At 72.3% G+C, this 25749-nt stretch carries 23 protein-coding genes and 3 tRNA genes; 13 read left to right on the forward strand and 13 right to left on the reverse strand.

Annotation, left to right across the window (positions count from 1 at the left end; all coding sequences use genetic code 11):
• Positions 1 to 77: 77 nt before the first annotated feature.
• Both OG490_RS11970 and OG490_RS11975 read right to left on the reverse strand, forming a co-directional pair.
• Complete coding sequence (locus tag OG490_RS11970; protein ID WP_330296265.1) at positions 78 to 500, reverse strand: organic hydroperoxide resistance protein; 423 nt, start codon at positions 498 to 500, stop codon at positions 78 to 80.
• Between the two features lie 66 nt (positions 501 to 566).
• Entirely contained in the window at positions 567 to 1589 is a 1023-nt protein-coding gene (locus tag OG490_RS11975; protein WP_330296266.1) for an NADP-dependent oxidoreductase, read from the reverse strand.
• A 109-nt stretch (positions 1590 to 1698) separates the two neighbouring features.
• On the opposite strand from OG490_RS11975, the gene OG490_RS11980 reads away from it, so the two are divergent.
• Complete coding sequence (locus OG490_RS11980) at positions 1699 to 2121, forward strand: MarR family winged helix-turn-helix transcriptional regulator (RefSeq protein ID WP_330296267.1); 423 nt, start codon at positions 1699 to 1701, stop codon at positions 2119 to 2121.
• Between the two features lie 28 nt (positions 2122 to 2149).
• On the opposite strand, the gene OG490_RS11985 is transcribed toward OG490_RS11980, so the two are convergent.
• Complete coding sequence (locus OG490_RS11985; protein ID WP_330296268.1) at positions 2150 to 2863, reverse strand: SCO2400 family protein; 714 nt, start codon at positions 2861 to 2863, stop codon at positions 2150 to 2152.
• Between the two features lie 78 nt (positions 2864 to 2941).
• Between OG490_RS11985 and OG490_RS11990 the strand changes: the two genes are divergently transcribed.
• Complete coding sequence (locus OG490_RS11990; RefSeq protein WP_330296269.1) at positions 2942 to 3532, forward strand: hypothetical protein; 591 nt, start codon at positions 2942 to 2944, stop codon at positions 3530 to 3532.
• 7 nt (positions 3533 to 3539) lie between these two features.
• On the opposite strand, the gene OG490_RS11995 is transcribed toward OG490_RS11990, so the two are convergent.
• Complete coding sequence (locus OG490_RS11995) at positions 3540 to 4232, reverse strand: esterase/lipase family protein (RefSeq protein ID WP_330296270.1); 693 nt, start codon at positions 4230 to 4232, stop codon at positions 3540 to 3542.
• Between the two features lie 242 nt (positions 4233 to 4474).
• On the opposite strand from OG490_RS11995, the gene OG490_RS12000 reads away from it, so the two are divergent.
• The 3 genes from OG490_RS12000 to OG490_RS12010 all read left to right on the forward strand — a co-directional run bounded on the left by OG490_RS12000 (position 4475) and on the right by OG490_RS12010 (position 8516).
• Positions 4475 to 5512: a rod shape-determining protein gene (locus OG490_RS12000; RefSeq protein ID WP_330296271.1), complete on the forward strand. Its 1038-nt coding sequence runs from the start codon at positions 4475 to 4477 to the stop codon at positions 5510 to 5512.
• The gene (locus OG490_RS12005; protein WP_330296272.1) at positions 5509 to 7086 is read left to right on the forward strand and encodes a sensor histidine kinase; all 1578 of its coding nucleotides are present in this window, start codon (positions 5509 to 5511) and stop codon (positions 7084 to 7086) included. The genes OG490_RS12000 and OG490_RS12005 overlap by 4 nt, the downstream gene beginning before the upstream one ends.
• A 77-nt stretch (positions 7087 to 7163) precedes the next feature.
• A complete protein-coding gene (locus OG490_RS12010; protein WP_330296273.1) occupies positions 7164 to 8516 on the forward strand; it encodes a carboxyl transferase domain-containing protein in 1353 nt (450 codons plus the stop codon).
• Here OG490_RS12010 and OG490_RS12015 read toward each other — a convergent pair.
• Positions 8513 to 9613 carry an esterase-like activity of phytase family protein gene (locus OG490_RS12015; RefSeq protein WP_330296274.1) on the reverse strand — a complete coding sequence of 367 codons (1101 nt, stop codon included), beginning with the start codon at positions 9611 to 9613 and terminating at the stop codon, positions 8513 to 8515. The two genes, OG490_RS12010 and OG490_RS12015, sit on opposite strands and share 4 nt — an antisense overlap.
• Positions 9614 to 9747: 134 nt before the next feature.
• Positions 9748 to 10566, reverse strand: a complete 819-nt coding sequence (locus OG490_RS12020) for an AraC family transcriptional regulator (RefSeq protein ID WP_330296275.1) — start codon at positions 10564 to 10566, stop codon at positions 9748 to 9750.
• A 49-nt stretch (positions 10567 to 10615) separates the two neighbouring features.
• Between OG490_RS12020 and OG490_RS12025 the strand changes: the two genes are divergently transcribed.
• Positions 10616 to 10990, forward strand: a complete 375-nt coding sequence (locus tag OG490_RS12025; RefSeq protein ID WP_330296276.1) for a cupin domain-containing protein — start codon at positions 10616 to 10618, stop codon at positions 10988 to 10990.
• Positions 10991 to 11053: 63 nt separating this feature from the next.
• Here OG490_RS12025 and OG490_RS12030 read toward each other — a convergent pair whose 3' ends face one another.
• Positions 11054 to 12325 (reverse strand): MFS transporter, encoded by a 1272-nt coding sequence (locus tag OG490_RS12030; RefSeq protein WP_330296277.1) that lies wholly within the window; start codon positions 12323 to 12325, stop codon positions 11054 to 11056.
• A 226-nt stretch (positions 12326 to 12551) separates the two neighbouring features.
• Between OG490_RS12030 and OG490_RS12035 the strand changes: the two genes are divergently transcribed.
• Entirely contained in the window at positions 12552 to 13706 is a 1155-nt protein-coding gene (locus tag OG490_RS12035) for a carboxylate-amine ligase (RefSeq protein WP_330296278.1), read from the forward strand.
• Positions 13707 to 13768: 62 nt separating this feature from the next.
• Here the strand turns inward: OG490_RS12035 and OG490_RS12040 are convergent, their stop codons facing one another.
• The 4 genes from OG490_RS12040 to OG490_RS12055 all read right to left on the reverse strand — a co-directional run bounded on the left by OG490_RS12040 (position 13769) and on the right by OG490_RS12055 (position 14629).
• Positions 13769 to 14131 (reverse strand): hypothetical protein, encoded by a 363-nt coding sequence (locus tag OG490_RS12040; RefSeq protein ID WP_330296279.1) that lies wholly within the window; start codon positions 14129 to 14131, stop codon positions 13769 to 13771.
• Positions 14132 to 14216: 85 nt separating this feature from the next.
• Positions 14217 to 14290, reverse strand: a tRNA-Ile gene (locus tag OG490_RS12045).
• Between the two features lie 188 nt (positions 14291 to 14478).
• Positions 14479 to 14551, reverse strand: a tRNA-Asn gene (locus OG490_RS12050).
• A gap of 5 nt (positions 14552 to 14556) precedes the next feature.
• A tRNA-Asn gene (locus OG490_RS12055) sits at positions 14557 to 14629 on the reverse strand.
• A 146-nt stretch (positions 14630 to 14775) separates the two neighbouring features.
• On the opposite strand from OG490_RS12055, the gene OG490_RS12060 reads away from it, so the two are divergent.
• The 4 genes from OG490_RS12060 to OG490_RS12075 all read left to right on the forward strand — a co-directional run bounded on the left by OG490_RS12060 (position 14776) and on the right by OG490_RS12075 (position 20518).
• Positions 14776 to 15084, forward strand: coding sequence for a YtxH domain-containing protein (locus OG490_RS12060; protein ID WP_330296280.1), 309 nt, complete (start codon positions 14776 to 14778; stop codon positions 15082 to 15084).
• Positions 15085 to 15190: 106 nt separating this feature from the next.
• Positions 15191 to 16630 (forward strand): FGGY family carbohydrate kinase, encoded by a 1440-nt coding sequence (locus tag OG490_RS12065; RefSeq protein WP_330296281.1) that lies wholly within the window; start codon positions 15191 to 15193, stop codon positions 16628 to 16630.
• A gap of 178 nt (positions 16631 to 16808) precedes the next feature.
• A complete protein-coding gene (locus OG490_RS12070) occupies positions 16809 to 18542 on the forward strand; it encodes an ABC transporter ATP-binding protein (protein WP_330296282.1) in 1734 nt (577 codons plus the stop codon).
• Positions 18539 to 20518 (forward strand): ABC transporter ATP-binding protein, encoded by a 1980-nt coding sequence (locus OG490_RS12075; protein ID WP_330296283.1) that lies wholly within the window; start codon positions 18539 to 18541, stop codon positions 20516 to 20518. Before OG490_RS12070 ends, OG490_RS12075 begins: the two co-directional genes overlap by 4 nt.
• 75 nt (positions 20519 to 20593) lie before the next feature.
• Here the strand turns inward: OG490_RS12075 and OG490_RS12080 are convergent, their stop codons facing one another.
• Entirely contained in the window at positions 20594 to 21697 is a 1104-nt protein-coding gene (locus OG490_RS12080) for an RNA polymerase sigma factor (RefSeq protein ID WP_330296284.1), read from the reverse strand.
• Between the two features lie 175 nt (positions 21698 to 21872).
• Between OG490_RS12080 and OG490_RS12085 the strand changes: the two genes are divergently transcribed.
• Both OG490_RS12085 and OG490_RS12090 read left to right on the forward strand, forming a co-directional pair.
• Entirely contained in the window at positions 21873 to 22457 is a 585-nt protein-coding gene (locus tag OG490_RS12085; protein WP_330296285.1) for a hypothetical protein, read from the forward strand.
• Entirely contained in the window at positions 22454 to 23542 is a 1089-nt protein-coding gene (locus OG490_RS12090; protein ID WP_330296286.1) for a nucleotidyl transferase AbiEii/AbiGii toxin family protein, read from the forward strand. Before OG490_RS12085 ends, OG490_RS12090 begins: the two co-directional genes overlap by 4 nt.
• On the opposite strand, the gene OG490_RS12095 is transcribed toward OG490_RS12090, so the two are convergent.
• Entirely contained in the window at positions 23524 to 25701 is a 2178-nt protein-coding gene (locus OG490_RS12095) for a molybdopterin oxidoreductase family protein (protein ID WP_330296287.1), read from the reverse strand. The two genes, OG490_RS12090 and OG490_RS12095, sit on opposite strands and share 19 nt — an antisense overlap.
• Between the last annotated feature and the right edge of the window lie 48 nt (positions 25702 to 25749).

The raw sequence follows: 25749 nt of genomic DNA on the forward strand, positions 1-25749 counted from the left end.
CGCACGGCGAAGGCCGCACCCCGGTGCCAGGGTGCGGCCTTCTGCGAGCACAAGCTTCGAGCTGCGAGATCCGCAGATCAGACCGCGAGCTCGACCGTGATGTTGCCACGGGTCGCCTTGGAGTACGGGCAGACCTGGTGGGCCTTCTCGATGAGGTCCTTGGCGGTGGCGGCGTCCACGTTCGGGATGGTGGCCGAGATCTTGACGATGATGCCGAAGCCCTCGTCGTTCTTGCCGATGCCGACCTCGGCGGTGACCGTGGAGCCGGAGATGTCGGCGTTCTCGTTGCGGGCGACGACGCCGAGCGCACCCTGGAAGCAGGCGCTGTAGCCGGCGGCGAAGAGCTGCTCCGGGTTGGTGCCGGCGCCGCTGCCGCCCATCTCCTTCGGCGGGTTCACGACGACGTCGAGCTGGCCGTCGTTGGTGGCGACGCGACCGTCACGGCCGTTCTCGGCGGTGGCGACGGCGGTGTAGAGAACGTCGGACTGCTGGATGGACATGTAAGAAGATCCTCCTGGTAAATCGTCGCGACTCGCGCCCACGCGTCACGACGGTGTGGAGTGAGCCTAACGGGTGAAAGAAACGATCATCTTTCCGGTGTTGTCCCCGCGCAGCATTCCGAGGAAGGCCTCGGTGGCGTTCTCCACGCCCTCCACGACCGTTTCGTCGGCCACGAGCTGCCCGGAGCGCAGCCAGCCGGCCACGTCCTGGACGAACTGCGGCTGCAGCCCGGCGTGGTCGCTGACCAGGATGCCCTGCAGGCGCAGGCGCTTGCCGATGACCATCATCAGGTTGCGCGGACCGGGCGCGACCTCGGTGTCGTTGTAGTGGGCGATGGCCCCGCACAGGGTGGCCCGGCCGTTCACGTTGAGGGCGGAGATGGCCGCCTCCAGGTGGTCGCCGCCGACGTTGTCGAAGTAGACGTCGATGCCCTCGGGGGCGGCCTGCGGCAGCTGCTCGGCGACGGGGGCGTTCTTGTAGTTGAAGGCGGCGTCGAAGCCGTACTTCTCCGTGAGGAGCGTCACCTTCTCGTCGGATCCGGCGGAGCCGATGACGCGGGAGGCGCCCTTGAGCTTCGCGAACTGGCCGACGAGGCTGCCGACCGCACCGGCGGCTCCGGAGACGAAGACGGCGTCGCCCTCCTTGAAGGAGGCGACCTCGAAGAGTCCGGCGTAGGCGGTCAGGCCGGGCATGCCGAGCACGCCGAGGTAGGCGGAGAGCGGGGCGAGCGAGGCGTCGACCTTGGTGGCGTGCGCGGCGTCGAGCTCCGCGTACTCGCGCCAGCCCAGCGGGTGCAGGACGTGGTCGCCCACGGCGAAGCCCTCGGCGGCGGAGGCGACGACCTCGCCGACCGCACCGCCCTGCATGGGCTGGTCGAGCTGGAAGGGCGGGACGTAGGACTTCGCGTCGTTCATCCGGCCGCGCATGTACGGGTCCACGGACATGTGGAGGTTGCGCACCAGAATCCGGCCGGCGGCGGGCTCGGTGTTCACCGGGGCCTCGCGCAGGGCGAAGTCCTCGGCGACGGGCCAGCCCTGCGGGCGGCGGACGAGGTGCCACTCACGGCTGACGGCAGGGATCTCGGACATGCGTCGCTCCAGGATGGGGGTGGAGATGCGGGGTGGAAATGCTTCACAACGTGAAACAACCATGCGCCTGGATATTTCATGTTGTCAAGTAAATGGGTACGCTGGTTCCATGCCCAGTCGTCGCGTAGACCCCCTGACCGTTGAGGTCGTCGAGCTCATCGGTACCGTCGTGGCCCGCTACCACGAGGAATACGAGCACGCGGCCGCCAGCCACCAGCTCACCGGGGCCCAGGCCCGCGTCCTCAATCTGCTCTCGCTGGAGCCGATGGCGATGCGCAAGATCGCCCAGAAACTGAAGTGCGAGCCGTCCAACATCACCGGCATCGTGGACCGCCTGGAGACCCGCGGTCTGGTCGAGCGCCGCCCGGACCCGGCCGACCGCCGCGTGAAGCTGGCCGCGCCCACCGACGAGGGACTGCAGACCGCCGACCGGCTGCGCGAATCGCTGGACTTCGCGCGCGAACCGCTGGCCGGCCTCTCCACGCAGGAGCGGACGGTCCTGCGGGACCTGCTCAGGCGGATGCTGGGCTGAGCCCGGCCCGGCCCGGCCGCTCAGCTGCTCAGCAGAAGGGCCAGAAGAACCGGCAGGTCGGGCTGGCCGTGGGCGTCGGGCTGGCCGACGCGGTGGGCTGCGCCGTCCCGGACCCGCTCGGCGCGGGCTGCCCCGGTGCGGTCGGCTTTACGGTCCCACCTGTCCCGGGAGCGCTCCGCGTCGGCCCCGGCGCCCCCGGGGCGGAGGCCGGCGGAGTGACCCCGGGGGTCCCGGGCCCCCCGGTGGCGCGGCCCGGCCCGGCCGTCTTCGCAGCCCCGGCGGTGGCCTTCGCGGTGGCAGAACCCTTGCCCGGCGGCAGGGCCGACGGCGCGGCCGGGGCACCCTCCAGGCTCGGCAGCGGGGCCGGAGCCGTGGGACCGGCGTTGTCCGTCAGCTCCACCCTGGCCGCCCGGTCGGAGCTCCCCCCGTCGGTCGCCATCCGGGCCATCGCCACCGAGGCACCGGTCGCGAGCACCAGCCCGAGCCCGACCGTCAGCACGGTCCGGCGACGCCGCCGGCGCCCGGAGCGGCGGCGGGCACCGGCCCGGCCCCGCTCGGGGCCGGACAGTACGACGAGGGAGTCGGCGTACACGTCGGCGAGCGCGGTGGGCACCGGCTCCGCGGCGGGAGCCGCGGCCGGTCCGGCGGGCGCGGCGGGTATCAGGTATTCGGCCGGGGTTCCGCACCCGGCGCACGCGAGCGCGCCGTTGAGGTGTCTCCGGCAGGCGGGGCAGTAGTTCATGGCGCCCGCAGGCTATGCGTTCAGCGGCAACATCCGCATCGCGGGAACGTAAGGATCCTGTGTGGAATCGTTTCCTCCATGCCCGTGAACCCAAGCCCGGCCGCCCGGGAATCCTTCGGCCCGGCCGACTTCCAGCTGGTGCTGCTGCGCCGGATGGCCGACTTCCAGCCCGGTCTGGCCGAGGAGGCCCGCCACCGACTCGGCGCCTCGCTCGCGCAGCAGCGGGAGGCCAACAAGCGCTGGCAGGCCATGGTCCGGTCGCCCCGCTCCCGGGGCGCCCTGGCCCGCTACCGCTCGGTGCTCGGCCCGCCGGAGTCCACCGGGTCCCGCGCGATCGGGGATCTGACCTGCGAGGCCCTGCTGTGGCGGGTACCGCTCTGGCCCGACCTGCGCTTCGAGGTGCTCGCCGCGCCGGACGGGGGCGTCTGGAACGAGTGGCTGGTCCGGGCTCCGGGGGCGCGAGGCCCCGTACTGGAGTCGCCGCAGGACCTGCTGCCCTGGTCGGCGACGGTGGACGAGGTGGCGCGGGCCTTCGCGCCGGTGCGTCCGATGGAGGGGACGGCACCGACGCGGTGGCGGCTCGCGTTCACCGCGTCGGGGCGGGCGTGCGTCGCGGAGTTCACGTACGGGCTGCTCCAGGAGGTCTCCGTACGGGCGGACCTCCCCTGACGCAGCACTAGGAGCGCAGGAAGGCCCGTACCCCCGCCGAGGTGGGGTCGTCGCCGAGCAGGTCGTTGTGCTTGAGGCAGCCCACGGGGGTGTTCGCGGCGCCGGTGAGCGGGACGCTGTCGTCGGGGTTGATGACCTCGTCGCAGTTCGACCAGAAGGTCGCGTACTTCACGGCGCCGGGGGTCTCGTCTCCCGCGTTGAGGTTCTTCACCACGTACGAGCCGGGGGTCATGTCGCGGCACGCCTGGTCCCACAGGGCGCAGGCCCAAGCGGTGGAGGTGCCGTGGTTGGGGCCGGCCAGGGAGACCCAGTGGTCCACCCAGGCGCCGCCGCCGCCGAACTTCACGTACCAGCGGGTGACGAGCGAGCCGAAGGAGTGGGCGACGAGGTCCACGCGGGCGGCGCCGGTCTGGCGGCGGACCTCGTCCACGTAGGCGGCGAGACGGCCGGAGAGGACCTCGTTGACGGACTGGTGGGTGTCGTAGCCGAAGGAGAAGAGCTCGGAGTCGGCGTACCCGTCAGCGCGCAGGTCCTCGCGCAGGGAACCCCAGACTCCGGGATCGGCGTTGTAGCCGTGGACGAAGACCACCGGAACGTGTCCGGAGGCGGGGACGGCCGCCTGGGCCGGGAGGACGGGCGCGGCGAGCAGCGCCAGGCAGAGCGTCAGGAGGGCGAGCAGTCTCTGGCGGGCCGTCAGCATGGAGTCCCCTTTACCTTGTTACGCGCCAGTAGCACGATCAGTGCGGGCATGGTCGCGCCTGTCGGGACAGAAATCCACCCCCGTGCAGCACCCTCCGGCGCCTCTCGCACCCCTCCCGTATCGCACGACACCCCCCACCCGGAGCATCAAATCGGGCAATACGGGTAATTCACCCGAGAAGATACGAAGTGTGACCGGCACTCGCCGGTCTTCTTGCGTCAGCGCTCTCGGGAGGATCTGCCGTGACCGTCAGTCTTGAGCAGTTGCGCCGCTGCCACGTTGCCGTCGACCTCGGAGCAGCCAGAACCCGCGTCTACGTCAAGGGCGCCGGGCTGGTCGTGGACGAGCCCAGCGTCGCCGCGGTGAACACGCGGACCGGCGCACTCATCGCCGTCGGCACCTTCGCCGAACGGATGACCGGCCGCACGCCCGACTACATCCGCGTCGTGCGCCCCGTCTCCGGCGGCACCGTCGTGGACATCGAGATGGCCCAGCGCATGCTGCGCCACCTCCTCGGCGAGAAGCTGCGGCGCGCCCTGCGCCGCAAGCCGCGGCTGCGGGCCGCCGCCTGCACCCCGCACGACGCCGACCCGCTCGCCCAGCGGGCCACCGTGGAAACCCTCGTCGGACTCGGTGCCCGCCGCGTCGAACTGGTCGACACCCTGATCGCGGCGGCCGTCGGCTGCGGCCTGCCCGTGGAGCAGCCGACCGCGACGATGATCATGGTGTGCGGGGCCGCTGCCACCCAGGTCGCCGTCCTGTCCCTCGGCTCGATCGTCACCGCCGTACGGATCCCGGTCGGCGGCGAGGCCATCGACCACGCGGTGGTCCAGCACCTGCGCCACGCGCACGAGCTGATGCTGCCCAGCCAGGCCGTCCGCCCGCTCCAGCTGGCCCTGCACGGCAACGGCATCACCGCCGAGGGCCCGGCCTCCACCCTCATCCACGGCCGCGACGTGTCCACCGGACTCGCCCGCTCCGTCCACGTGGACACCGCGGCCGTCCGGGACGCCATCTACACCCCGCTGACCGCCGTGCTCGACGGCATCGGGAAGGTGCTGCGCGACTGCCCGCCGGACCTGGTGGCGGACCTGACGGACCGAGGGATCATGATGGTGGGTGGCAGCGCCCTGCTGCCCGGCCTGGACCAGATGCTCCGCGACGCGACCGGAATGCCGGTGGCCATCGCGGAACGGCCCGACATCTGCGCGGTACTGGGTCTCGGCATGATGCTGGAAGGGAAGATCTCCCCCATGGTCCTGAACCCGCTGGCCGAATGACGCACGCCGAACCGCTCCCCCCGGACGACGGCGACGGGCACCCCTCCAGCCTGCCCGTCCTCCTGGAGGCGGTGCTCAGCGTCGGCTCCGAACTCGAACTGCGGACCACCCTCCAGCACATCGTGGACTCGGCGACCGAGCTGTGCGCGGCCCGCTACGGTGCGCTCGGGGTCGTCGACCCCGAGCGCATCCGGCTGACCGAACTGTTCACGGCCGGGGTGAGCGAGGCCGAGAAGGCCGCGATCGGCCACCTGCCGGACGGCCGCTCCGGCCTGCTCGGCGCGCTCATCGCCGATCCGCGCCCCCTGCTGCTGGACGATCTGAGCCAGGACCCCCGCTCGGCGGGCTTCCCGCCGGGCCACCCGCCGATGCGCAGCTTCCTCGGCGTCCCGATCCGCGTCCACACCGAGGTGTTCGGCAACCTCTACCTCACCGAGAAGCGCGGCGGCGGCCCCTTCACGGACGAGGACCTCGCCCTGCTGCGCGTCCTGGCCTCGCAGGCGGGGATAGCGATCGGCAACGCCCGGCTGTACGAGACCGCGCGCCGCCGGGAGCGCTGGATCGAGGGCGCGGCCGCCGTGACCACCACCCTGCTGGCGGGCCGGCCCGCGGCGGACGCCCTGATGTGCGTGGCCGAACGGGCCCGGTTGCTGGCGGACGCGGAGGCGGGGGTGGTCCTGCAGCCGACCCCCGAGGGCGGCATGGAGATCGTGGCCGCCTCCACCCACGGGGACCCGGGGGACCTGGTCGGCACGGCCATCGCGCCGGGCTCCCCGGTCCTGGAACAACTCCTGGGCGGCGAACCGGTCTTCATAGAGGACTCCGCGACGGACCCCCGGATGACCACCCACGTGAGGGAGCGCTTCGGCCCCAGCATGATGCTCCCGCTCCAGAGCGGCGGCCAGCTGATCGGCACCCTGGCCCTGCCCCGGTCCCGGGGCGGCCCGCCGTACGACGCGGTGGACCGGCTCCTCGCCTCGCAGTTCGCCTCGCAGGCGGCCCTGGCCCTGGTCCTGGCCGACGCCCAGCACGACCGCGAGCAGCTGGCGGTCTACGAGGACCGCGACCGCATCGCGCGGGACCTGCACGACCTGGTGGTCCAGCGGCTGTTCGCCACGGAGATGATGCTGGAGAGCACGAGGAAGCGCTCCGTCTCCTCCCCGGCGGGCGATACGGTCGGCGACGAGCTCAGCCGGGCGGTGGACGAGCTCGACTCCACCATCCAGGAGGTCCGCACCGCCATCTTCACCCTCCAGCAGCCCCCCACCGACGCCCCCACCACCTTCCGCGGCCGGGTCCTGCGCGAGACCGGCGGGGCGGCGGTCCTGCTGGGCTTCCAGCCGTCGGTCCACTTCGCGGGCGCGGTGGACGCCCTGCTCCCGGAACCGGTGGCCACCGACCTCCTCTCGGCCCTGCGCGGCGCCCTGGCCGCGGCACACCGCCGCTCGGGGGTCACCTCGATCGAGGTCGAGGTCGACGCGGTCCCCACCCGCGCCCGCCTCACCGTCTCCGACGACGGCCAGACGGATTCGGGCAGCAGCGGCACCACACTGACCTGGGAATCCCCGATCTAAGTCGTCTCCCAGCCGCCTGCGAGCGACGTTCGTCACGGGGCAGCCAGCCAATGGACGACAGGCCCTAGGGTGACCCCGTGACGATCCGCCAATCGGCCCGCGCGGCCATCGCCTCCGTGACCGACCCCGGCAGCTTCGCCGAACTCCCCGTCCCACCAGGCGAGTCGGCCCCCGACGGGCCCCTCGCCTGGAGCGGCTACGGCGACTCCCGCGAGCGCGCCGCGCAGCGGACCGGCGAGGACGAGTCCGTGGTCATCGGCACCGCGCTGGTCGACGGCCACCCCGCCACCCTGATCTCCTTCGAGTTCGGCTTCCTCGGCGGATCCCTCGGCCACCGCACCGGCGACCGCATCGAAGCCGCCTACACCCATGCCCGCACCCACCGCCTGCCCCTGGTGTCGCTGATCGCCACCGGCGGATCCCGGATGCAGGAGGGCATGCTCGCGCTGACCCAACTCCAGCGCGCAGCCCGCCAGTGCGCCCTCACCCGCGCCGCGGGCCTGCCGCAGATCGCCGTGCTGCGCGACCCCACCACCGGCGGCGGCTGGGCCACCCTGGGGGCCGGGGCCGACGTGGTGCTCGCGCTGCCGGGGGCCCAGGTCGGCTTCGCCGGCTCCCGGGTGCGGCCGGCCGACGCGGACCCGGCGGCCTACACCGCCGAGGGGCAGTACGCCGCCGGGCACGTGGACGCCGTCGTCCCCGCGGCGGAGCTGCCCGCGACCCTGGCGGCCTGGCTGCGGGTGTTCGCCGCGCCCCGCTCCCCCGAGGCCGTCGCGCCGCCGGCCGCGCTGGCCGACGTACCGCTTCCGCCCACCGGTTGGGACGCCGTGCGCCAGGCCCGCCGCCCCGCCCGGCCGCACGCACCGCAGTACCTGGACGCGTACTTCGACCTGCGCCTGCCCCTCTCCGGCGACCGGGCCGGCGGCACCGACCCGGGGATGCTGTGCGGTTTCGGCCTCCGACAGGGCGGGGCGGTCGCGTACGCCGCCCAGTGCGGCACCGCCACCCGCCCGGCGGGCTACCGTACGGCGGCCCGCGTCATCCGGCTCGCGGACCGGCTCGGCATCCCGGTGCTGACCCTGGTGGACACCCCGGGCGCGGCCAACGACGCCGCCGCCGAACACGCGGGCGCGGGCGCGGCCATCGCCGACACCTTCGCGGTGCTCGCCTCGGCCACCGTCCCCGTGACCACCCTGCTGATCGGCGAGGGCGGTTCGGGCGGCGCCCTGGCCCTGGCCGCACCGGGCAACACCTGGGTCACCCCGGACAGTTACTTCTCGGTGATCGCCCCCGAACTGGCGGCGGCCATCCTCAAGCGCCCCCCGGAGGCGGCCCCGGCGACGGCGGACCAGCTGCGCATCCGCCCCCAGGACCTGGTCGCCCTGGGCGTCGCCCGCGGAATCGTCCCGCTGGAGGAGCCGAAGGGCTAACGCCGGCTGCGCGGCGGCAGCTTCACGTCCATCCGGTACAGCCGGGAGATCTGCTGCGCCAGCTCGTTGTCGTCGCTGACCAGCAGCAGCCGCACGCGGCCGAGCCCGTCGTGGCCGGTCACCGCCATGCCCTCGATGTTGTCGACCAGCGGGTGGTTCTGCGGCAGCTTCGACGGCGCGCCCAGCGTCGGGCAGCCGTCGAAGTCGCCGATGGCCGTCTTGCGCGCGGTCCGCAGCCCCGGGCCCTCGGCCAGCGCCGCCACCTTCGAGGTGTCCGTCGCGCCGAGGGGGTCAGCCACGTACAGCCGGACCGTGATCTTGAACTGCTGGGTGAATCCGCGCTCCAGCACGAGGAGCCGGCCGTCGGGCGTGGGCGCGAGTTCCACCAGTCCGTGCCCGGCGTCCACCGGGTACGCGTACTGGCGGCCCAGCACGAACTGCCCGTCGCGGCCGCGCCGTTCCCAGGTCTGGATCCGCTGGAGCGTCCGCCCCTGCGCGTCCTTCCCGTCTCCGGCCAGCACGCCCTCCACCCCCGCCACCAGGGTGTGCCCTCCGGGCAGCAGGGTCAGCGATTCGAAGGTCTGGTTGACGGTGGCCCGGCCCTCGGGAGCGAGCTTGAAGGCGTCGGGGACCGGCAGCGTCTCCAGCACCCGGCCGGTGCGGCTGTAGCGGCGGATCGCCGGGGTGGTCTCGTCGGTCACCAGGTACGAGCCGTCGCGGTCGACCACGATCCCCTCGGAGTCGAGGACCTTGCCGGTTGCGGTTCCGTCGACCGTCAGCGGCAGCCGCGCGGTGGCCTTGGCCGTCGGGGTGTCACCGCGGCCCACCTCCAGCCTGTACAGCGCCGACTTGTCGGAGATCGCGGCGATCGTGCCGTCCTTGTCCACCGAGATCCCGGAGAGCCCGCCGACCAACTTCCCGTCGATGCCGGTCTTGTCCAGGGAGTCCGAGTAGCCCGCGACCGAGAGGTACGGGGAGCAGGACCGGTCCTCCCTCGGGGCCTTGGACCCCACCGGGGCCGCGAGGGCCTGCGGGGCGAGCGCTCCGCAGAGCGCGGTGGTGGCCGCGATGGCGGTGACGAGCGTACGAAGGCGCATGAAGGCCTTCCTCCTGGATCAAGGGGAGTCAGCGGGGCGACCGGCGCAAGTAGGTCTACCGAGCTGTCATATGGCGAATCGAAAGAGAACGGAAGACCCGGCAACGCAACGGCAACGAACCCGCCGACTTCCCTTCACACCCGGCCGGATCGGGCGAACTTCGCCGGGCTGATCCCCACATGGCGCCCGAAGTGCCGCGTCAGGTGCGCCTGGTCGTAGAACCCCGCCGCCGTCGCCGCCTGCGCCGGCCGCATCCCCGCGAGCAGCAGCCGCCGCGCCCGCGCGACCCGGAGCCCGGTGAGGTAGGCGTGCGGAGGGAGCCCGAACGCCTGCCGGAAGCTGCGGATCAGGTGGGTGGGATGGGCGTGTCCCAGGAGCGCGGAAGCCTCGTCCAGGGTGATCCCGCCGAGGACCCGCGCGTCCAGGAGCTCGCGCAGTCGGACGGCGGTCCGCGCATCCGGAACCCCGTACGGAATCACGGGCCGCCCCTCCAGCCACCCGCGCAGCCGCTCCTGGACGAAGACGAGCCGCGACTGCGCCTCCAGAGGATCGTCCCGCCCGCCCAGCGCCCCGTGCAGTGCGTGGACCCGCTCGCGCAGGGCGCCGTCGAGCAGCAGCGGGGCGTCCACGGCGGCTCCGGTCAGCGACGGCGGGAGCAGCGAGGTCTCCAGGTACAGCACGCGCTTGCGGAAGCCGGCCTCGGTGACGGTGCGGCCGTCGTGGACCACCCCGGGCGGGAGCAGGATCACCGTGTCCGAGACGCCCACGCCGTGCCGCTCGCGGTCGAGCGCGAAGTCGACGCGGCCGCCGTCGAGGATCATCAGGGCCCAGGTGTCGTGGACGTGGGCCGGGTAGGCGTGGTCGGTGAACCGGGCGTGGAAGACCTCTGCGATGCCCGGCACCTGCGGCTTCCAGGCGTGGACCGTGCTGCGCGGACGGGATATCGCGGCCATGTCAGGAACGTACAAGACCGGGCCCCGCCGCACCGGGCAGCCTGTCCGCATGACCACATCCGAGAGCACGCGCGCGGTGAACATCGCAGAGAAGCTGGCCGGCTTCACCGAGCAGTGGGCCCCGCGCCGGATCGCCCGCGTCAACGACTACGAGGTCAAGATCGCCAAGGTGCAGGGCGAGTTCGTCTGGCACACCCACGAGGACACCGACGAGCTCTTCCTCGTCGTCAGCGGCACCCTCACGATCCGGCTCCGGGCCGGGGACGTCGTACTGAACCCCGGCGAGATCCACGTGGTCCCGCGCGGGGTGGAGCACTGCCCGCAGGCCGACGAGGAGACGGCGATCCTGCTGTTCGAGCCGACCGGCACGGCCAACACCGGCGCGCAGGGCGGCGAGCGCACCCGGGAGCCGGTGGACGCGTAGGCCCCGCGCCTGTGCTGCCCGGGGCCCCTCGGATCCCGGCTCCGGTCCCGGCTCCGGTCCCGCTCAGGCCTGCGGCGACCGCGCGTCGTACCGGGCGAACCCCCGCCACCGCAGGGCCAGCAGGGCCAGTACGAGGACGCACGCGAGCCCCCCGCCGGTGATCGCGACGCCCGGGGAGGTGAGGTCGGCGGCGGTCCCGGCGAGGAAGTCGCCTAGCCGGGGACCGCCCGCGACGACCACGATGAAGACGCCCTGGAGGCGGCCCCGCATGTCGTCGGGGGTCGCGGCCTGGAGCATGGTGGTGCGGAACACCATCGACACGGTGTCCGAGGCGCCGGCCAGGGCCAGGAAGAGCAGCCCGAGCCAGAGGTTGCGGGTCAGCCCGAACACCGCGATGGCCAGCCCCCAGCCGGCGACGGAGATCAGGATCGCCACCCCGTGCCGGCGGATCCGCCCCTGCCAGCCGGAGAACAGCCCGCCGAGCAGCGCGCCCACCGCGGGCGCGGCCACGAGCAGGCCCACCGTCTTGGCGTCGCCGCCGTACCAGAGCACGGCGATGGCCGGGAACAGCGCCTTCGGCTGGGCCAGCACCATGGCGGCCAGGTCGGAGAAGAAGGTCATCCGGATGTTGGGCCGGGTGCCGAGGAAGCGCAGGCCGTCGAGTACGGAGGCCCGGCCCTTGTCGCCCTCCTCGCGCTCCGGCTTCATCGACGGCAGCCGCCACATCGCGTAGAGGGCGGCGCTGAAGGTGACGGCGTCGATCAGGTAGGCGGCCTGGTAGCCCCACCAGCCGACGATGACCCCGCCCAGCATCGGGCCGGCCGTCATCCCGAAGGTCATGGTGACGGAGTTCAGCGCGTTGGCGGCGGGCAGCTGCTCGTTGGGCAGGAGCCGCGGGATCATCGCGGAGCGGGCCGGCCCGTTGAGCGCCCCGCACAGGGACTGGAGCGCGACGACGGAGTACAGCAGCCAGACCCGGTGGTAGTCCAGGAGCGCGGCGCAGGCCAGGGCGATCGACAGGGCAGTCAGGCCGAGGGAGCTGTAGAGGCCGAGCTTGCGGCGGTCGACGGTGTCGGCGATGGCGCCGCCGTAGAGGCCGAAGACGACGAGCGGGACGAGCGAGAAGAGCCCGACCAGTCCGACGGAGAAGCTGGAGCCGGTGATCTCGTAGACCTGGAGCGAGATCGCGAGGGCCGTCATCGCCTGGCCGAGCCAGGAAATGGTTCCACCGATCCACAGGCGCCGGTAGTCCGCAGAGGTCTTCAGCGGGGTCAGGTCGGCGAATATGCGGCGCCTGGGGCGCGTGGGCGAGGGTGGAGCCGTTGTACGAGTCACATCGGATCTTAACCAGGCGCCACCCGGCGTCCGGCCGGATTTTCGGCGGACCGCACTCCCCCGCCACCCGCCCGAAACAATCGCCCCACCGGAATCCGGGGCCCCGCGGCGGGCCGGATCCTGCCGGTAACTCGCCACTATCACCGGACATTTGACCGAATAGACGTGCGCTCCTCGCCTGGAGTTCAGCTCATGATGAAAAGACTCGTATGTCCAGGGAGGCGCAGTGATCGAACCTGGCACCAGCACCACGAGCACCAGCACCCCGAGCGCGGCCGATCCGGTCTTCCCGCTCACCGTGGGGGTCGAGGAGGAGTTCCTCCTCATCGACGCCCGCACCCTGAGAGTGGTCCCGGCCGCCCCGCTCGTCCTGTCCACCGCCGCGGGACTCCCCCAGGAACTGCACCCCGAGGGCACCCGCTACCAGGTGGAGATCTCCACCCCGGTCGCCGACTCGGCGGCGACCCTGCGCAGGGAGCTCGCCGGACTGCGGCGCACCCTCGCGCGGGCGGCCCGCGCCCACGGCTGCCGGCTGCTGGCGGCCCCCTCGCCGGTGTTCGCCGTGGAGGGCCCGCTCCACCTCACCGATGACGAGCCGCGCCAGCGCGAGCAGCACCGGCGCTTCGGCGCCCTCACCGACACCCTCGTCAGCTGCGGCCGGCACATCCACATCGGCACCCTCGACGTGGACACGGCCGTCGCGGTGTCCAACCGGGTCAGACCCTGGCTTCCCACCCTGATCGCACTGGCGGCCAACTCGCCCTTCTGGGGCGGCCGCGACACCGGCCACGCGAGCTGGCGGGCGATGGCCTGGTCGGGCTGGCCCTCGGCGGGCCTGCCCCCGCACTTCACCTCGACGGCCCACTTCCGGCGTTCGGTGCAGACCCTGCTCGGCTCCGGGGCGGCCCTCGACACGAAGATGGTCTATTGGGACCTGCGCCCTTCGGGGAACTGGCCGACCCTCGAGATCCGGGCACCCGACATGTCCCCGGACCTCGACTCGGCCGTCCTCCAGGCCGAACTGGCCCGCGCCCTCGTCGCGACGGCCCTGCGGGAGATCGCCGAGCAGCGCCCCGATCCGCCCGTCCGGGACGACGTACTGCGCCTGGCCCGCTGGCGCGCGGCCCACGACGGCCTCGAAGGCTTCGGCCTGGACCCGTACACGGGCACCGAACTCCCGGCGGCGGACCTGGCGGAGGCCCTCCTCGACCTGGTGGCCCCCGACCTGGCCGCCGCCGGCGACCTCGACCACGCCGCGAAAACCATGGCGTCGCTCCTGCGCGACGGCTCGGGCGCCCACCGCCAACGCGCAGCCTTCGCGCGCCGCGGCGACCTGACGGACGTCCTGCGCTACTTGGCAGACGAAACGGAGGCCTTCTGACCCGTCCCGCCGGCCCGCACGGGCCGCAGGCCCCCGACTCCGCGGCCTGCGGCCCCCGCCGCTCAGACCGGGCCGTGCACCGCACCCTCGGAGGTGACGCTGTAGAGGGCGATGCCCAGAGTCCGCCGAACCCGGTCCGGAACCCGGCGCGCCGCGGTCGTGGCGACTCCCTCGGGGACCACGACGGCATAGGAGGTGCGTTCCTCATCGGTCATCCGGCGCAGGAGTTGGCCGTAGGCCGTGTCGACGTCCGTCCCGGTCGCGGCAGTCGCACCCTTGACCTCGGCCAGCAGCCGTCGGCCGTCGCGATGGACCGCGTCGACGTCGACATGGCCCCGCTCGGCCACGCCGCGCAGACTCCAACCCCGGGCGACCAGCCATTCCTCGAAGACCGCCTGTACCCGGGCCTCATCGCCTCTTGCCACGCTTCTCCCCCGCCAGGAAAACCGGATAAAGCCCCGGAAACGCCAAAGCCGCAGGTGAGATCGTTTCTTCACCTGCGGCTCGCAGTGGGGCGGGTGGGACTCGAACCCACGGCCGACGGATTATGAGTCCGCTGCTCTAACCGGCTGAGCTACCGCCCCTTCACGGCGTGGCGCGTACATGTGTGCGCGCCGTCTGCCGCAGCATAGCCGCTCATACGATCTCCTGCCTCGGATGCCTCGCATGATCGGCTTCGCCTGCCCAGAGAGACCGCATCGGGCTCCGCGCGGTTCCGGACCGGGGCAGAAAAAAAGAAAAAGGACCCACACGGGGTCCTCGTTCTCTCTTGCTCCCCCGACTGGACTCGAACCAGTAACCTGCCGATTAACAGTCGGCTGCTCTGCCAATTGAGCTACAGGGGACCGCGCTCCCCCGACTGGACTCGAACCAGTAACCTGCCGATTAACAGTCGGCTGCTCTGCCAATTGAGCTACAGGGGATTGCTGCGTTGCACCGAACAGCCCACCTCCGGCCTTGGCCAGGGGGCGAGCGCCCGTTGCGAGTCATAGATTAGCGCAAGCAGGGGGGTGCTCCGCCAATCGGTATCGACAGCAGGCCGGGCACCACACGACGAAGGGTGACAGGCATGCGGTACAAGGTCACGTTCGCGGTCGGGCTGGCCCTCGGGTACGTGCTCGGGACCCGGGCCGGGCGCGAGCGTTATGAACAGTTGAAGAAGTCCGCGCGCGAGCTGGCGCAGAGTCCGGTCGTCCGCAACGCCGCCGAGACCGCAGGTCACAGCAGCCGCGACTTCGCGGGCAAGGCCTTCGCCGCGGTGAGCGACAAGGTGGGCGACGCCGTGCCCGACGCCCTGGCCGGGCGGGTACGGGGCCTGCGCGCCCGGGTCGGCGGCAGCGGCGCCGGCGAGGACGACTGGGGCACCAGCAACACCTGACGGCAACCTCCGGGACAAGCCGTGCGGGCCCCGGCCGGTCTCCGGCCGGGGTCCCGCGGGGCTCGGGGCGGCGGAGTTCGTCCATACGTGCGGCAGAATTCTCCGCATGGGGATAGTCGCCGGGCTGGACAGTTCTTCCGCCTTCACTCGCATCGTCGTCTGTGACACCGAGACGGGCGCCGTGCTGCGCCAGGGGTACGCCCCCCATCCGCAGCCCACCGGCGACGCCGTACCGCACGAGACGGACCCGCAGGCCTGGCTGCTCTCCCTCGGAGAGGCCGCCGGCGGCGGGCTCCTCGAAGGCGTCGAAGCCATCGGGGTCTCCGCCCAGCAGCACGCCGTGCTGCCACTGGACGCGCAGGGCGGCCTCGTCCGCTCCGCCCTGGTGGGCAACGACAAGCGCGGCCAGGTCGCCGCCGCCGATCTCATCGAGTCCCTCGGCGGCCGCCAGGCCTGGGTCGAAGCCGTCGGCTCCGTCCCCCATTCGGCGCAACCGCTCGCGAAGCTCGCCTGGCTGGCCCGTACCGAGCCCGAGGCCGCCCGCCGGGTCGCCGTGGTGATGTCCCCCCACGACTGGCTGGTGTGGCAGCTGCTGGGCCGCCCGGCCCGGCGGACCACCGACCGGGGCGGCGCTTCCGGCACGGGGTACTGGTCGGCGGCCACCGGCTCCTGGCGCCCCGACCTCGTCGAGCTGGCGCTCGGGCACCGGGCACTGCTGCCCGAGGTGCTCGGCCCCTGCGAAGCCGCCGGGACCACGCCCGAGGGGCTGCTGATCTCCGCCGGGACCGGCGAGACCATGGCCGCCGCGCTCGGGCTCGGCATGGGCCCCGGCGACGCGGTGGTCTCGCTGGGCGCGTCCGGGTCGGTGATGGCGGTGCACCACGAGGCGCTGTCGGAGCCGGGCGGGCTGATCACCTCGCTCGCGGACGCCGCCGGGATGCACCTGCCCGTGGTGAACGTCTCCAACGCGGTACGGGCCCTGCGCGGCACCGCCGAACTGCTGGGCACCGACCTGGACGGGCTGAGCGAGCTCGCGCTGAAGTCGACCCCGGGCGCCCACGGACTCGTACTCCTGCCGTACCTGGAGGGTGAGCGGACGCCGAACCTGCCGCAGACCGCCGGGACCCTGTCGGGGCTGCGCCGGGACTCCATGAAGCCGGAGCACCTGGCGCGGGCCTCCTTCGAGGGCATGCTGTGCGGGCTGGTCGACGCGCTCGACGTGCTCCGCAGCCGCGGGGTGGAGATCCGCCGGGTGTTCCTGCTGGGCGCGGCGGCCGAGCTGCCCGCGGTCCAGGCCTTCGCGCCGGGGCTCTTCGGCACGCAGATCGTCGTACCGGCGCCGGCGGACTACGCGGCCCTGGGCGCGGCCCGTCAGGCGGCGTGGGCGCTGGGCGTCGCACGCGGCACGCTGACCCCGCACACCCCTCCGGTGTGGCCCGCCCCGGCCGCGCAGGTCTTCGAGCCGGACGAGGAGTACCCCGCCTGGCAGGGCGTGCGCCAGCAGTACATCGCCACGCGGGAGCAGATCCACCCGGGCGCCTTCTAAACCCGGCGGGCCCGGCACGAAGACTCGTAACGGGCTCGCGACCGGCTCGCGGAGGCTTAGGACCGAAGCGGGCCGGTCTACTCCTTTTGGCCGGGCTTTGCGAAAACCGGTGGGGATCGGGCACCCGGTTGGCCGAAGATGGGGTGAACCCCCTCGATATGCCGACCGGAGCCTGCGCGTGCTCATACGACTTCTGCGGACCCACCTCGGTCCGTACCGGAAACCGATCGCCGTGCTGGTCCTGCTGCAACTGCTGCAGACCAGCGCGAGCCTCTACCTGCCCACGCTCAACGCCGACATCATTGACAACGGTGTCGTCCACGGCGACACCGGCTACATCCTGCGCTCCGGCGCCCTGATGCTCGGCGTCTCGCTCGTGCAGCTCGTCTGCAACTGCGGCGCCGTCTACTTCGGCGCCCGCACCGCCGCCGCCTTCGGCCGCGATCTGCGGGCCGGCGTCTTCGACCGCGTGCAGAGCTTCTCCGCACGCGAGCTCGGCCAGTTCGGCGCGCCCTCGCTGATCACCCGCACGACCAATGACGTGCAGCAGATCCAGATGCTCGTCCTGATGACCTTCACGCTGATGGTCTCGGCTCCGATCATGTGCGTCGGCGGCATCTTCATGGCGCTCTCCCTCGACGTGAAGCTGTCGGGCGTCCTGCTCGCCGTCGTCCCCGTCCTGGGCCTGTCGGTCGGCGCGATCGTCCTGAAGACGCGGCCGCTGTTCCGCACGATGCAGACGCGCCTGGACACCGTGAACCGGGTCCTGCGCGAGCAGATCACCGGCAACCGGGTGATCCGCGCCTTCATCCGCGACGACTACGAGAAGGACCGCTTCCGCGAGGCCAACGCCGACCTGACCGGCGTCTCGCTGGCGGCCGGCAAGCTGCTCGCGCTGATGTTCCCGACCGTCATCGTGGTCGTGAACATCTCCAGCGTCGCCGTCATCTGGTTCGGTGCGATGCGCGTCGACAGCGGCGGCATGGAGATCGGCCAGCTGACGGCCTTCCTGGCCTACCTGATGCAGATCGTCATGGCCGTGATGATGGCCACCTTCATGTTCATGATGGTGCCGCGCGCCGAGGTCTGCGCCGAGCGCGTCCAGGAGGTCCTGGACACCGACTCCAGCGTGGTCCCGCCCACCGACCCGGTCCGCAAGCTGCTGAGCCACGGCCGCCTCGAACTGCGCGGCGCCGACTTCCGCTACCCGGGCGCCGAGTCCCCCGTCCTGCGCGGGGTCGACCTGCTGGCCAGCCCCGGCGAGACCACCGCCGTGATCGGCTCCACGGGCAGCGGCAAGTCCACGCTGCTGGGCCTGGTCCCCCGGCTGTTCGACGCGACCGGCGGCGAGGTCCTCGTCGACGGCGAGGACGTACGCCGCCTCGACCCGGAACTGCTGGCCAAGACGGTCGGCATGGTGCCGCAGAAGCCGTACCTGTTCTCCGGGACGGTCGCCACCAACCTGCGCTACGGGCGCCCCGACGCCACCGACGAAGAGTTGTGGCACGCGCTGGAGGTGGCGCAGGCCAAGGGCTTCGTCTCCGAGCTGGAGGGCGGGCTCGACGCGCCCATCGCCCAGGGCGGAACCAATGTCTCCGGTGGCCAGCGCCAGCGGCTCGCGATCGCGCGCACGCTCGTACAGCGCCCGGAGATCTACCTGTTCGACGACTCCTTCTCGGCCCTGGACTACGCGACGGACGCGGCGCTGCGCGCCGCGCTCGCCCGCGAGACCGAGGACGCGACCGTGGTCATCGTCGCCCAGCGGGTCTCCACGATCCGCGACGCCGACCGGATCATCGTCCTCGACGAGGGGCAGGTCGTGGGCGAGGGACGCCATCACGAGCTGATGGCCGGCAATGAGACCTACCGGGAGATCGTGCTCTCCCAGCTGACGGAGGCGGAGGCCGCATGAGCGGGCCCGGAGGACGAATGATGATGGGACCGCCGACGACGCGGTCCATGGACTTCAAGGGCTCGGGCAAGCGGCTGCTGCGCGAGCTGGCCCGCGACCGGGCCAAGCTCTTCGGCATGGTCGTCGCGGTCATCTGCTCCGTCGCCGCTTCGGTGACCGGTCCGAAGATCCTCGGCAAGGCCACCGACCTGGTCTTCGCCGGGATCGTCGGCAAGAACCTGGATCCGCGGCTCACCAAGGAACAGGCCCTGGAGGGGATGCGCGCCCACGGCAACGGCGGCATGGCGGACATGCTGTCCGGCACCGACTTCACCCCGGGCAAGGGCGTGGACTTCGGCGCGGTCGGGGCGGTGGCGCTGTGGGCGCTGGCCGTCTTCACGCTCGCCGGTCTGCTGATGCTGGTCGCGACACGGCTGTCCAACCACATCCAGAACGGCACCGTGTACCGGATGCGCGAGGACCTCCAGGCGAAGCTGTCGCGGCTGCCGCTGTCGTACTTCGACAAGCAGAAGCGCGGCGAGGTGCTCAGCCGGGCCACGAACGACATCGACAACATCGGGCAGACGCTCCAGCAGACGATGGGGCAGCTGATGAACTCGCTGCTCACCATCGTCGGCGTGCTGGCGATGATGTTCTGGATCTCCCCGGTGCTGGCGCTGGTCGCCCTGGTGACCATTCCGGTCTCCGGGTACGTGGCCGCGAAGATCGGCAAGAAGTCCCAGCCGCAGTTCGTGGCGCAGTGGAAGTCCACGGGCGCGCTCAACGCGCACGTGGAGGAGATGTACTCGGGCCACACCCTGGTCAAGGTCTTCGGCCGGCAGAAGGAGTCCGCGGCCCTCTTCGCCGAGCAGAACGAGGAGCTGTACAAGGCCTCGTTCAAGGCGCAGCTGGTCACCGGGATCATGCAGCCCGTGATGATGTTCATCTCGAACATCAACTACGTGCTCGTCGCGGTCGTCGGCGGTCTGAAGGTCGCCTCCGGCACCCTGTCGATCGGTGACGTGCAGGCCTTCATCCAGTACTCCCGGCAGTTCTCGATGCCGCTGAGCCAGGTCGCCTCGATGGCCAACCTGGTGCAGTCCGGCGTCGCCTCGGCGGAGCGGGTCTACGAGCTGCTCGACGCGGAGGAGCAGGACCCGGACGTCGAGGTTCCGGAGCGCCCCGAGACCGTGCGCGGACAGGTCACCTTCGACAAGGTCGCCTTCCGCTACGAGCTGGACAAGCCGCTGATCGAGGACCTCTCGCTCACGGTCGACCCCGGCCACACGGTCGCGATCGTCGGCCCGACCGGCGCCGGCAAGACCACGCTGGTCAACCTCCTGATGCGGTTCTACGAGGTCACGGGCGGCCGGATCGCCCTCGACGGCGTGGACATCGCGAAGATGACCCGCGAGGAACTGCGCAGCGGCATCGGCATGGTGCTCCAGGACACCTGGCTGTTCGGCGGCACCATCGCGCAGAACATCGCCTACGGAGCCGGAGTAGGAGGGGGTGCGCGAAGCGCACTCGGTCAGGGTGGCGGCGGGCGACGGGCGGGCGAGGTGACGCGCGCCGAGATCGAGGAGGCCGCGCGGGCGGCGCACGCCGACCGGTTCGTCCGTACCCTGCCCGAGGGCTACGACACGGTGCTGGACGACGAGGGCGCGGGCGTCAGCGCGGGCGAGAAGCAGCTGATCACCATCGCGCGGGCGTTCCTGTCCGACCCGGTGATCCTGGTGCTCGACGAGGCGACGAGCTCGGTGGACACCCGTACCGAGGTGCTGATCCAGAAGGCGATGGCCCGCCTCGCGGCCGGCCGCACCTCCTTCGTGATCGCGCACCGGCTGTCCACGATCCGCGACGCCGACCTGATCCTGGTGATGGAGAGCGGCTCGATCGTGGAGCAGGGCACGCACGAGGAGCTGCTGGGCTCGGACGGCGCGTACGCACGGCTGTACGCGGCGCAGTTCGCGCAGGCGGTGGCCGAGGTCGACTGACCTTCCGGCGCGAGCGGGTGGGGGCGTCCTTCGGGGCGCCCCTTCCCCGTTCCCGCCCCGCCCCGTCCCGCCCCGTCAGTCCAGATATCCGCGGAGCTGGTCGGCGAAGGCGTGGTCGCGGAGCTTGTTGAGGGTCTTGGACTCGATCTGGCGGATCCGCTCGCGGGTCACGCCGAAGATCCGGCCGATCTCCTCCAGGGTGCGCGGACGGCCGTCGGCGAGCCCGTAGCGCAGCTGGACGACCTTGCGCTCCCGCTCGCCGAGGGTGGACAGGACCGCTTCCAGGTGCTCGCGGAGCAGGAAGAACGCGGCCGATTCCACGGGCGAGGCGGCGTCGCCGTCCTCGATGAGGTCGCCGAGCGCGACATCGTCCTCCTCGCCCACGGGGGCGTGCAGCGAGACCGGCTCCTGGGCGAGGCGCAGCACCTCCAGGACCCGCTCGGGGGTCAGCTCCAGGTGGGCGGCGACCTCTTCGGCGGTGGGTTCGTAGCCGCGCTCCTGGAGCATGCGGCGCTGGACGCGGACGACGCGGTTGATCAGCTCGACCACATGGACCGGCACGCGGATGGTCCGGGCCTGGTCGGCGAGGGCCCGGGACATGGCCTGGCGGATCCACCAGGTGGCGTAGGTGGAGAACTTGTAGCCGCGGGCGTAGTCGAACTTCTCAACGGCCCGGATCAGTCCGAGGTTCCCCTCCTGGACCAGGTCGAGCATGGTCAGTCCGCGGCCCACGTAGCGCTTGGCTACGGAGACGACGAGCCGCAGGTTCGACTCGATGAGGCGGCGCTTGGCCATCCGGCCCATGACGACGAGCTTGTCCAGGTCGAGCGTGAGCTGGAGATCGAGCCGCTCTCCGCTGCCGAGCTTCTCCTCGGCGAACAGTCCCGCCTCCACGCGCCGCGCGAGATCGACCTCGTCGGCGGCGGTCAGCAGCGGGATGCGGCCTATCTCCCGCAGGTACTGGCGGAACAGGTCGGCGGACGGGCCCGCTCCGGCGGAGCTGTCACTCGTGCGCCTGCGCTGCGCGGGCACCGGTTCGGCCAACTCACGGACCTCGGGCTCCTCCTCGGGCTCCTCCTCGTCCACGGCGTCCGCCTCGGGCTCTTCGCCGGCGGCTTCGGCTTCCGCGGCGGCGTTTCCGGGCGGGCTCACGCTGACGGTCAGGCTCTGGGTCTGCACGGGGGCGACCTCCACAGGGCTCCGAGGACGGGGGCACCGGACCTCAGTGTGGCGTACGACACATCACTGCCACGAGGGGCGTGCGGGCACTTTCTGGGTCCGGCGCGTAACCCATCGTTACCCCCGGACCAGAACCCCGATGCGGATCGGACGCATGTCCGAGAAGATCACTGCCATGTCTGTGTACGAAACCCATGTCACCGTGCGCTGCCCGGATCCGGCGGAGCTGGACCGGCTCGAAGCGTGGTCCGGGGCGCGGGAGTTGAAGGTCACCCACATCCTGCTGGCCCGGGGCCGGATGGTCTCGCAGCCGATGCTGACGCTGCCCGACCGCGAAAGCCACGAGCGGCTCGTCCCCGCGCTGCGGGCGGCCGGCTTCGACCCGGTCCGGGTCAAGGTGGAGACCGTCCCGTGGACCACGGACCGGCCGGGCCCCGGCGGCGGCTACTTCGAGCACCACGTCAAACTCCGGCTCCCGGCCGACTACGACCGCGCCGCCCTGGAGTCCCTGGTGGTCCCCCACGGGGCGCACGTCTCGTGGAACGCCCGCCGGGCCCTGGTCGGCGGACGCCACGAACGCTTCGTGACGCAGCGGTGCGCGGGCACGGCGGGGCCGGCGGGGGCCGAGCGGGCCTGCGACGTGCTGATCGCGGAGCTGGTGGGCGCCGGGTACGAAATCGACTCGGAGGAGCGGGAGTTCGTGCTGTACGACAGTGACCTGTCGGTGGACGACGGGTGGATCCAGGAGGGACCGCGATGAGCAAGTGGAGCGAGTTCGGATGGCAGCCCATCGAGCTGCCCCGGGAACCCCTGGACGAGAACACCCGGGCCGAGAAGGAACTGCCCCGCACCTTGCGGCCGGTGGCCGGTGACGACGTGCGCCAGCAGGCGGTCTTCGATCCTTCGCTGAAGCACCTGGCGCGGGCCTACCGGGCCGGCGATCCGGTCTTCGACGACCCGCAGCGGACCGCCGCCTGGGCGCGGGCGCGGCGGGCCGCCATGGACGCCGTGCTGCTGGCGGTCTCCGAGTCCGAGTGGGTGGACTCGCTCGTCCTGCGGGGCAGCGTGCTGCTCGCCGACTGGTTCGGGGAGGAGGCCCGGGAGCCGGGCGACCTGGACTTCGTGGTGGTGCCGCAGAGCTGGCACATCGACGACGGGCGGACGGACCGGATGCTGGAGGGGATCGCCGCCAGCGCGGCGGGCCGGGCCGGGATCAAGGATTCCGGCGCGATCCGCGAGGGCATCTGGACGTACGACCGGGTGCCGGGAACACGGCTGGTGCTGCCCTGGGAAGTGCCGGGGCTGCCCGCCGGGCAGGTGCAGCTGGACTTCGTCTTCAACGAGGAGCTGGCCGTCGCACCGGAGCCGGTCGAACTCGCCTGCGGGGCGACCGTACTGGCGGCCTCGCCCGCTCTCTCCCTGGCCTGGAAGGTGATGTGGCTGGTCACCGACGACAACCCGCAGGGCAAGGACCTGTACGACGCCGTGCTGCTCGCCGAGGAGTATCCGCTGTCGTACGAGCTGCTGCTGGAGGTGTTCCGGGCGGCGGAGGCGTGGCCGATGACGATGGGCCGGGAGCCGGACCTGCAGGACGTCGTCATCGAGCCGAGGGTCGACCGGGAGTGGCGGCACTTCGCCGCCGAGTACCCGCATCTGGCCGGCCCCGAACAGGGTGCGGACTACAAAGAGCGGCTGCTCGCGGCCATCTATCCGACCTTCCGGGGTCGGTCGACCGAGCGGGTCAGGCAGTGGCTTGATGATGCCGAGGTGTTCGCGGAGTTCGATGCGCAGTACGACGAGGAGTACGAGGAGGAGTCGGCCGGGGATCAGTCCGCCGAGGGCTGAGGAGGGGCGACGGGCTCCACCCGGACCGCGCAGACCTTGAATTCCGGCATCCGGGACACGGGGTCCAGGGCCGGGTTGGTCAGGGTGTTGGCGCGGCCCTCGCCCGGCCAGTGGAAGGGCATGAAGACCGTGTCCGCGCGGATGGTGTCGGTGATGCGGGCCGGGGCCACCGCGCGGCCGCGGCGGGAGGTGACCGCGAGGGGGGCTCCGTCGACCGCGCCGATGCGGGCCGCGAGGCGGGGGTGGAGTTCCACGAAGGGGCCGGGGGCGGCTTCGTTGAGCTCGTCCACCCGGCGGGTCTGCGCGCCCGACTGGTACTGGGCGACCACCCGGCCGGTGGTGAGGAGGAGGGGGTACTCGGCGTCCGGGACCTCGGCGGAGTCGCGGTGGACGACGGGGACGAAGCGGGCCCGGCCGTCCTCGGTGGCGAAGCGGTCGAGGAAGAGGCGCTCGGTGCCGGGGTGGGTTTCGTCCGGGCAGGGCCAGAAGACGCCCTGTTCTGCTTCGATGCGGGCGTAGCTGATGCCCGCGTAGTCCGCCGGGCCGCCCGCCGAGGCGCGGCGCAGTTCTTCGAAGACCTCCTCGGGCGAGACCGGGAAGGCCTTCGGCATGCCCAGCCGGGCGGCCAGTGCGTGCAGGACCTCCAGGTCGCTGCGGACGCCCGGGGGCGGGGTCAGGGCCTGGCGGCGGAGCAGGACCCTGCCCTCCAGGTTGGTGGTGGTGCCGGTCTCCTCCGCCCACTGGGTGACGGGCAGGACCACGTCGGCGAGGGCCGCGGTCTCCGACAGGACCACGTCCGCGACGGCCAGGAAGTCCAGGGAGCGGATGCGGTCCTCGATGTGGGAGGCGCGGGGGGCGGAGACCACCGGGTTGGAGCCCATCAGGAGCAGGGCCCTGACGTCCGTGCCGAGGGAGTCGAGGAGTTCGTAGGCGCTGCGGCCGGGGCCGGGGAGGTCCGCGGGGTCGATGCCCCAGACTCCGGCCACGTGCGCGCGCGCCGCCGGGTCGGTGAGCTTGCGGTAGCCGGGGAGCTGGTCGGCCTTCTGGCCGTGTTCGCGGCCGCCTTGGCCGTTGCCCTGCCCGGTGAGGCACCCGTAGCCGGAGAGCGGGCGGCCCGCGCGGCCGGTGGCGAGGCAGAGGTTGATCCAGGCGCCGACGGTGTCGGTGCCCTTGGACTGCTGCTCGGGGCCGCGGGCGGTGAGGACCATCGCGGACTGCGGCGCGCAGAACATCCGCACCGCTTCGCGGAGCTTGGGCACGGGCACGCCCGTGATCCGCTCGACCAGCTCCGGCCAGTGCGCCATCGCGCCTGCCCGGGCCTCCTCCCAGCCGGTGGTGCGGGAGGCGATGAACTCCTCGTCCGTGTGGCCGCCCGCGACGACGAGGTGGAGCAGGCCGAGGGCCAGTGCCAGGTCCGTGCCGGGGCGCGGGGCCAGGTGCAGGTCGGCCTGTTCGGCGGTCCGCGTGCGGCGCGGGTCCACCACGATCAACGTGCCGCCGTTCTCGCGGAGTTCCCGGAAGAAGCGCAGGGCGGGCGGCATGGTCTCGGCGGGGTTGGAGCCGACGAGGATGACGCAGCCGGTCCGGGGGATGTCCTCCAGCGGGAAGGGCAGCCCCCGGTCGAGCCCGAAGGCCCGCTGGTGCGCGGCGGCGGCCGAGGACATGCAGAACCGGCCGTTGTAGTCGATCTGCGAGGTCCCGAGGGCGACGCGGGCGAACTTCCCGAGGGCGTAGGCCTTCTCGTTGGTCAGCCCGCCTCCGCCGAACACCCCGACCGCGTCGGCCCCGTACGCCCCTTGGGTACGGGCCAGGCCCTCGGCGACGGCGTCGAGGGCCTCCTCCCAGGTGGCCGGCTCGAGCCGGCCGGCGTGGGTGCGGACGAGCGGCTCGGTGAGGCGCACCCGGGAGGAGAGCACGGCGGGGGCGGTGCGGCCCTTGCCGCACAGCGCGCCCCGGTTGACGGGGAAGTCCGCGCGCTCCTCCACCGTCACCGACGCTCCGCCCGGTCCGGGGCGGAGGTTCATGCCGCACTGCAGCGCGCAGTACGGGCAGTGCGTGGCGGTCACGGCGTCGGTGGCCGTGGCCGTGCCGGTCACGGTGGCCGTGTCGGTGACGGCGGAGGAGGCGGTGTCGGCCGGTGCGGCTCCCGGGGTGTGCATGCGCCTCACCATGCGTCGCGGGTGTTACGCCCGCCGCCGCGCCCGGTT

Origin of the sequence: Streptomyces sp. NBC_00503 (assembly GCF_036346895.1) — a bacterium.
In the GTDB taxonomy this organism is placed as follows: domain Bacteria; phylum Actinomycetota; class Actinomycetes; order Streptomycetales; family Streptomycetaceae; genus Streptomyces.

Excerpts from the sequence above, each read along its gene's own strand:
- OG490_RS11970 (WP_330296265.1), bottom strand. The coding sequence starts at position 500 with ATGTCCATCCAGCAGTCCGACGTTCTCTACACCGCCGTCGCCACCGCC.
- OG490_RS11975 (WP_330296266.1), bottom strand. The coding sequence starts at position 1,589 with ATGTCCGAGATCCCTGCCGTCAGCCGTGAGTGGCACCTCGTCCGCCGC.
- OG490_RS11980 (WP_330296267.1), top strand. The coding sequence starts at position 1,699 with ATGCCCAGTCGTCGCGTAGACCCCCTGACCGTTGAGGTCGTCGAGCTC.
- OG490_RS11985 (WP_330296268.1), bottom strand. The coding sequence starts at position 2,863 with ATGAACTACTGCCCCGCCTGCCGGAGACACCTCAACGGCGCGCTCGCG.
- OG490_RS11990 (WP_330296269.1), top strand. The coding sequence starts at position 2,942 with ATGCCCGTGAACCCAAGCCCGGCCGCCCGGGAATCCTTCGGCCCGGCC.
- OG490_RS11995 (WP_330296270.1), bottom strand. The coding sequence starts at position 4,232 with ATGCTGACGGCCCGCCAGAGACTGCTCGCCCTCCTGACGCTCTGCCTG.
- OG490_RS12005 (WP_330296272.1), top strand. The coding sequence starts at position 5,509 with ATGACGCACGCCGAACCGCTCCCCCCGGACGACGGCGACGGGCACCCC.
- OG490_RS12015 (WP_330296274.1), bottom strand. The coding sequence starts at position 9,613 with ATGCGCCTTCGTACGCTCGTCACCGCCATCGCGGCCACCACCGCGCTC.
- OG490_RS12020 (WP_330296275.1), bottom strand. The coding sequence starts at position 10,566 with ATGGCCGCGATATCCCGTCCGCGCAGCACGGTCCACGCCTGGAAGCCG.
- OG490_RS12025 (WP_330296276.1), top strand. The coding sequence starts at position 10,616 with ATGACCACATCCGAGAGCACGCGCGCGGTGAACATCGCAGAGAAGCTG.
- OG490_RS12060 (WP_330296280.1), top strand. The coding sequence starts at position 14,776 with ATGCGGTACAAGGTCACGTTCGCGGTCGGGCTGGCCCTCGGGTACGTG.
- OG490_RS12065 (WP_330296281.1), top strand. The coding sequence starts at position 15,191 with ATGGGGATAGTCGCCGGGCTGGACAGTTCTTCCGCCTTCACTCGCATC.
- OG490_RS12075 (WP_330296283.1), top strand. The coding sequence starts at position 18,539 with ATGAGCGGGCCCGGAGGACGAATGATGATGGGACCGCCGACGACGCGG.
- OG490_RS12085 (WP_330296285.1), top strand. The coding sequence starts at position 21,873 with ATGTCTGTGTACGAAACCCATGTCACCGTGCGCTGCCCGGATCCGGCG.
- OG490_RS12090 (WP_330296286.1), top strand. The coding sequence starts at position 22,454 with ATGAGCAAGTGGAGCGAGTTCGGATGGCAGCCCATCGAGCTGCCCCGG.
- OG490_RS12095 (WP_330296287.1), bottom strand. The coding sequence starts at position 25,701 with ATGCACACCCCGGGAGCCGCACCGGCCGACACCGCCTCCTCCGCCGTC.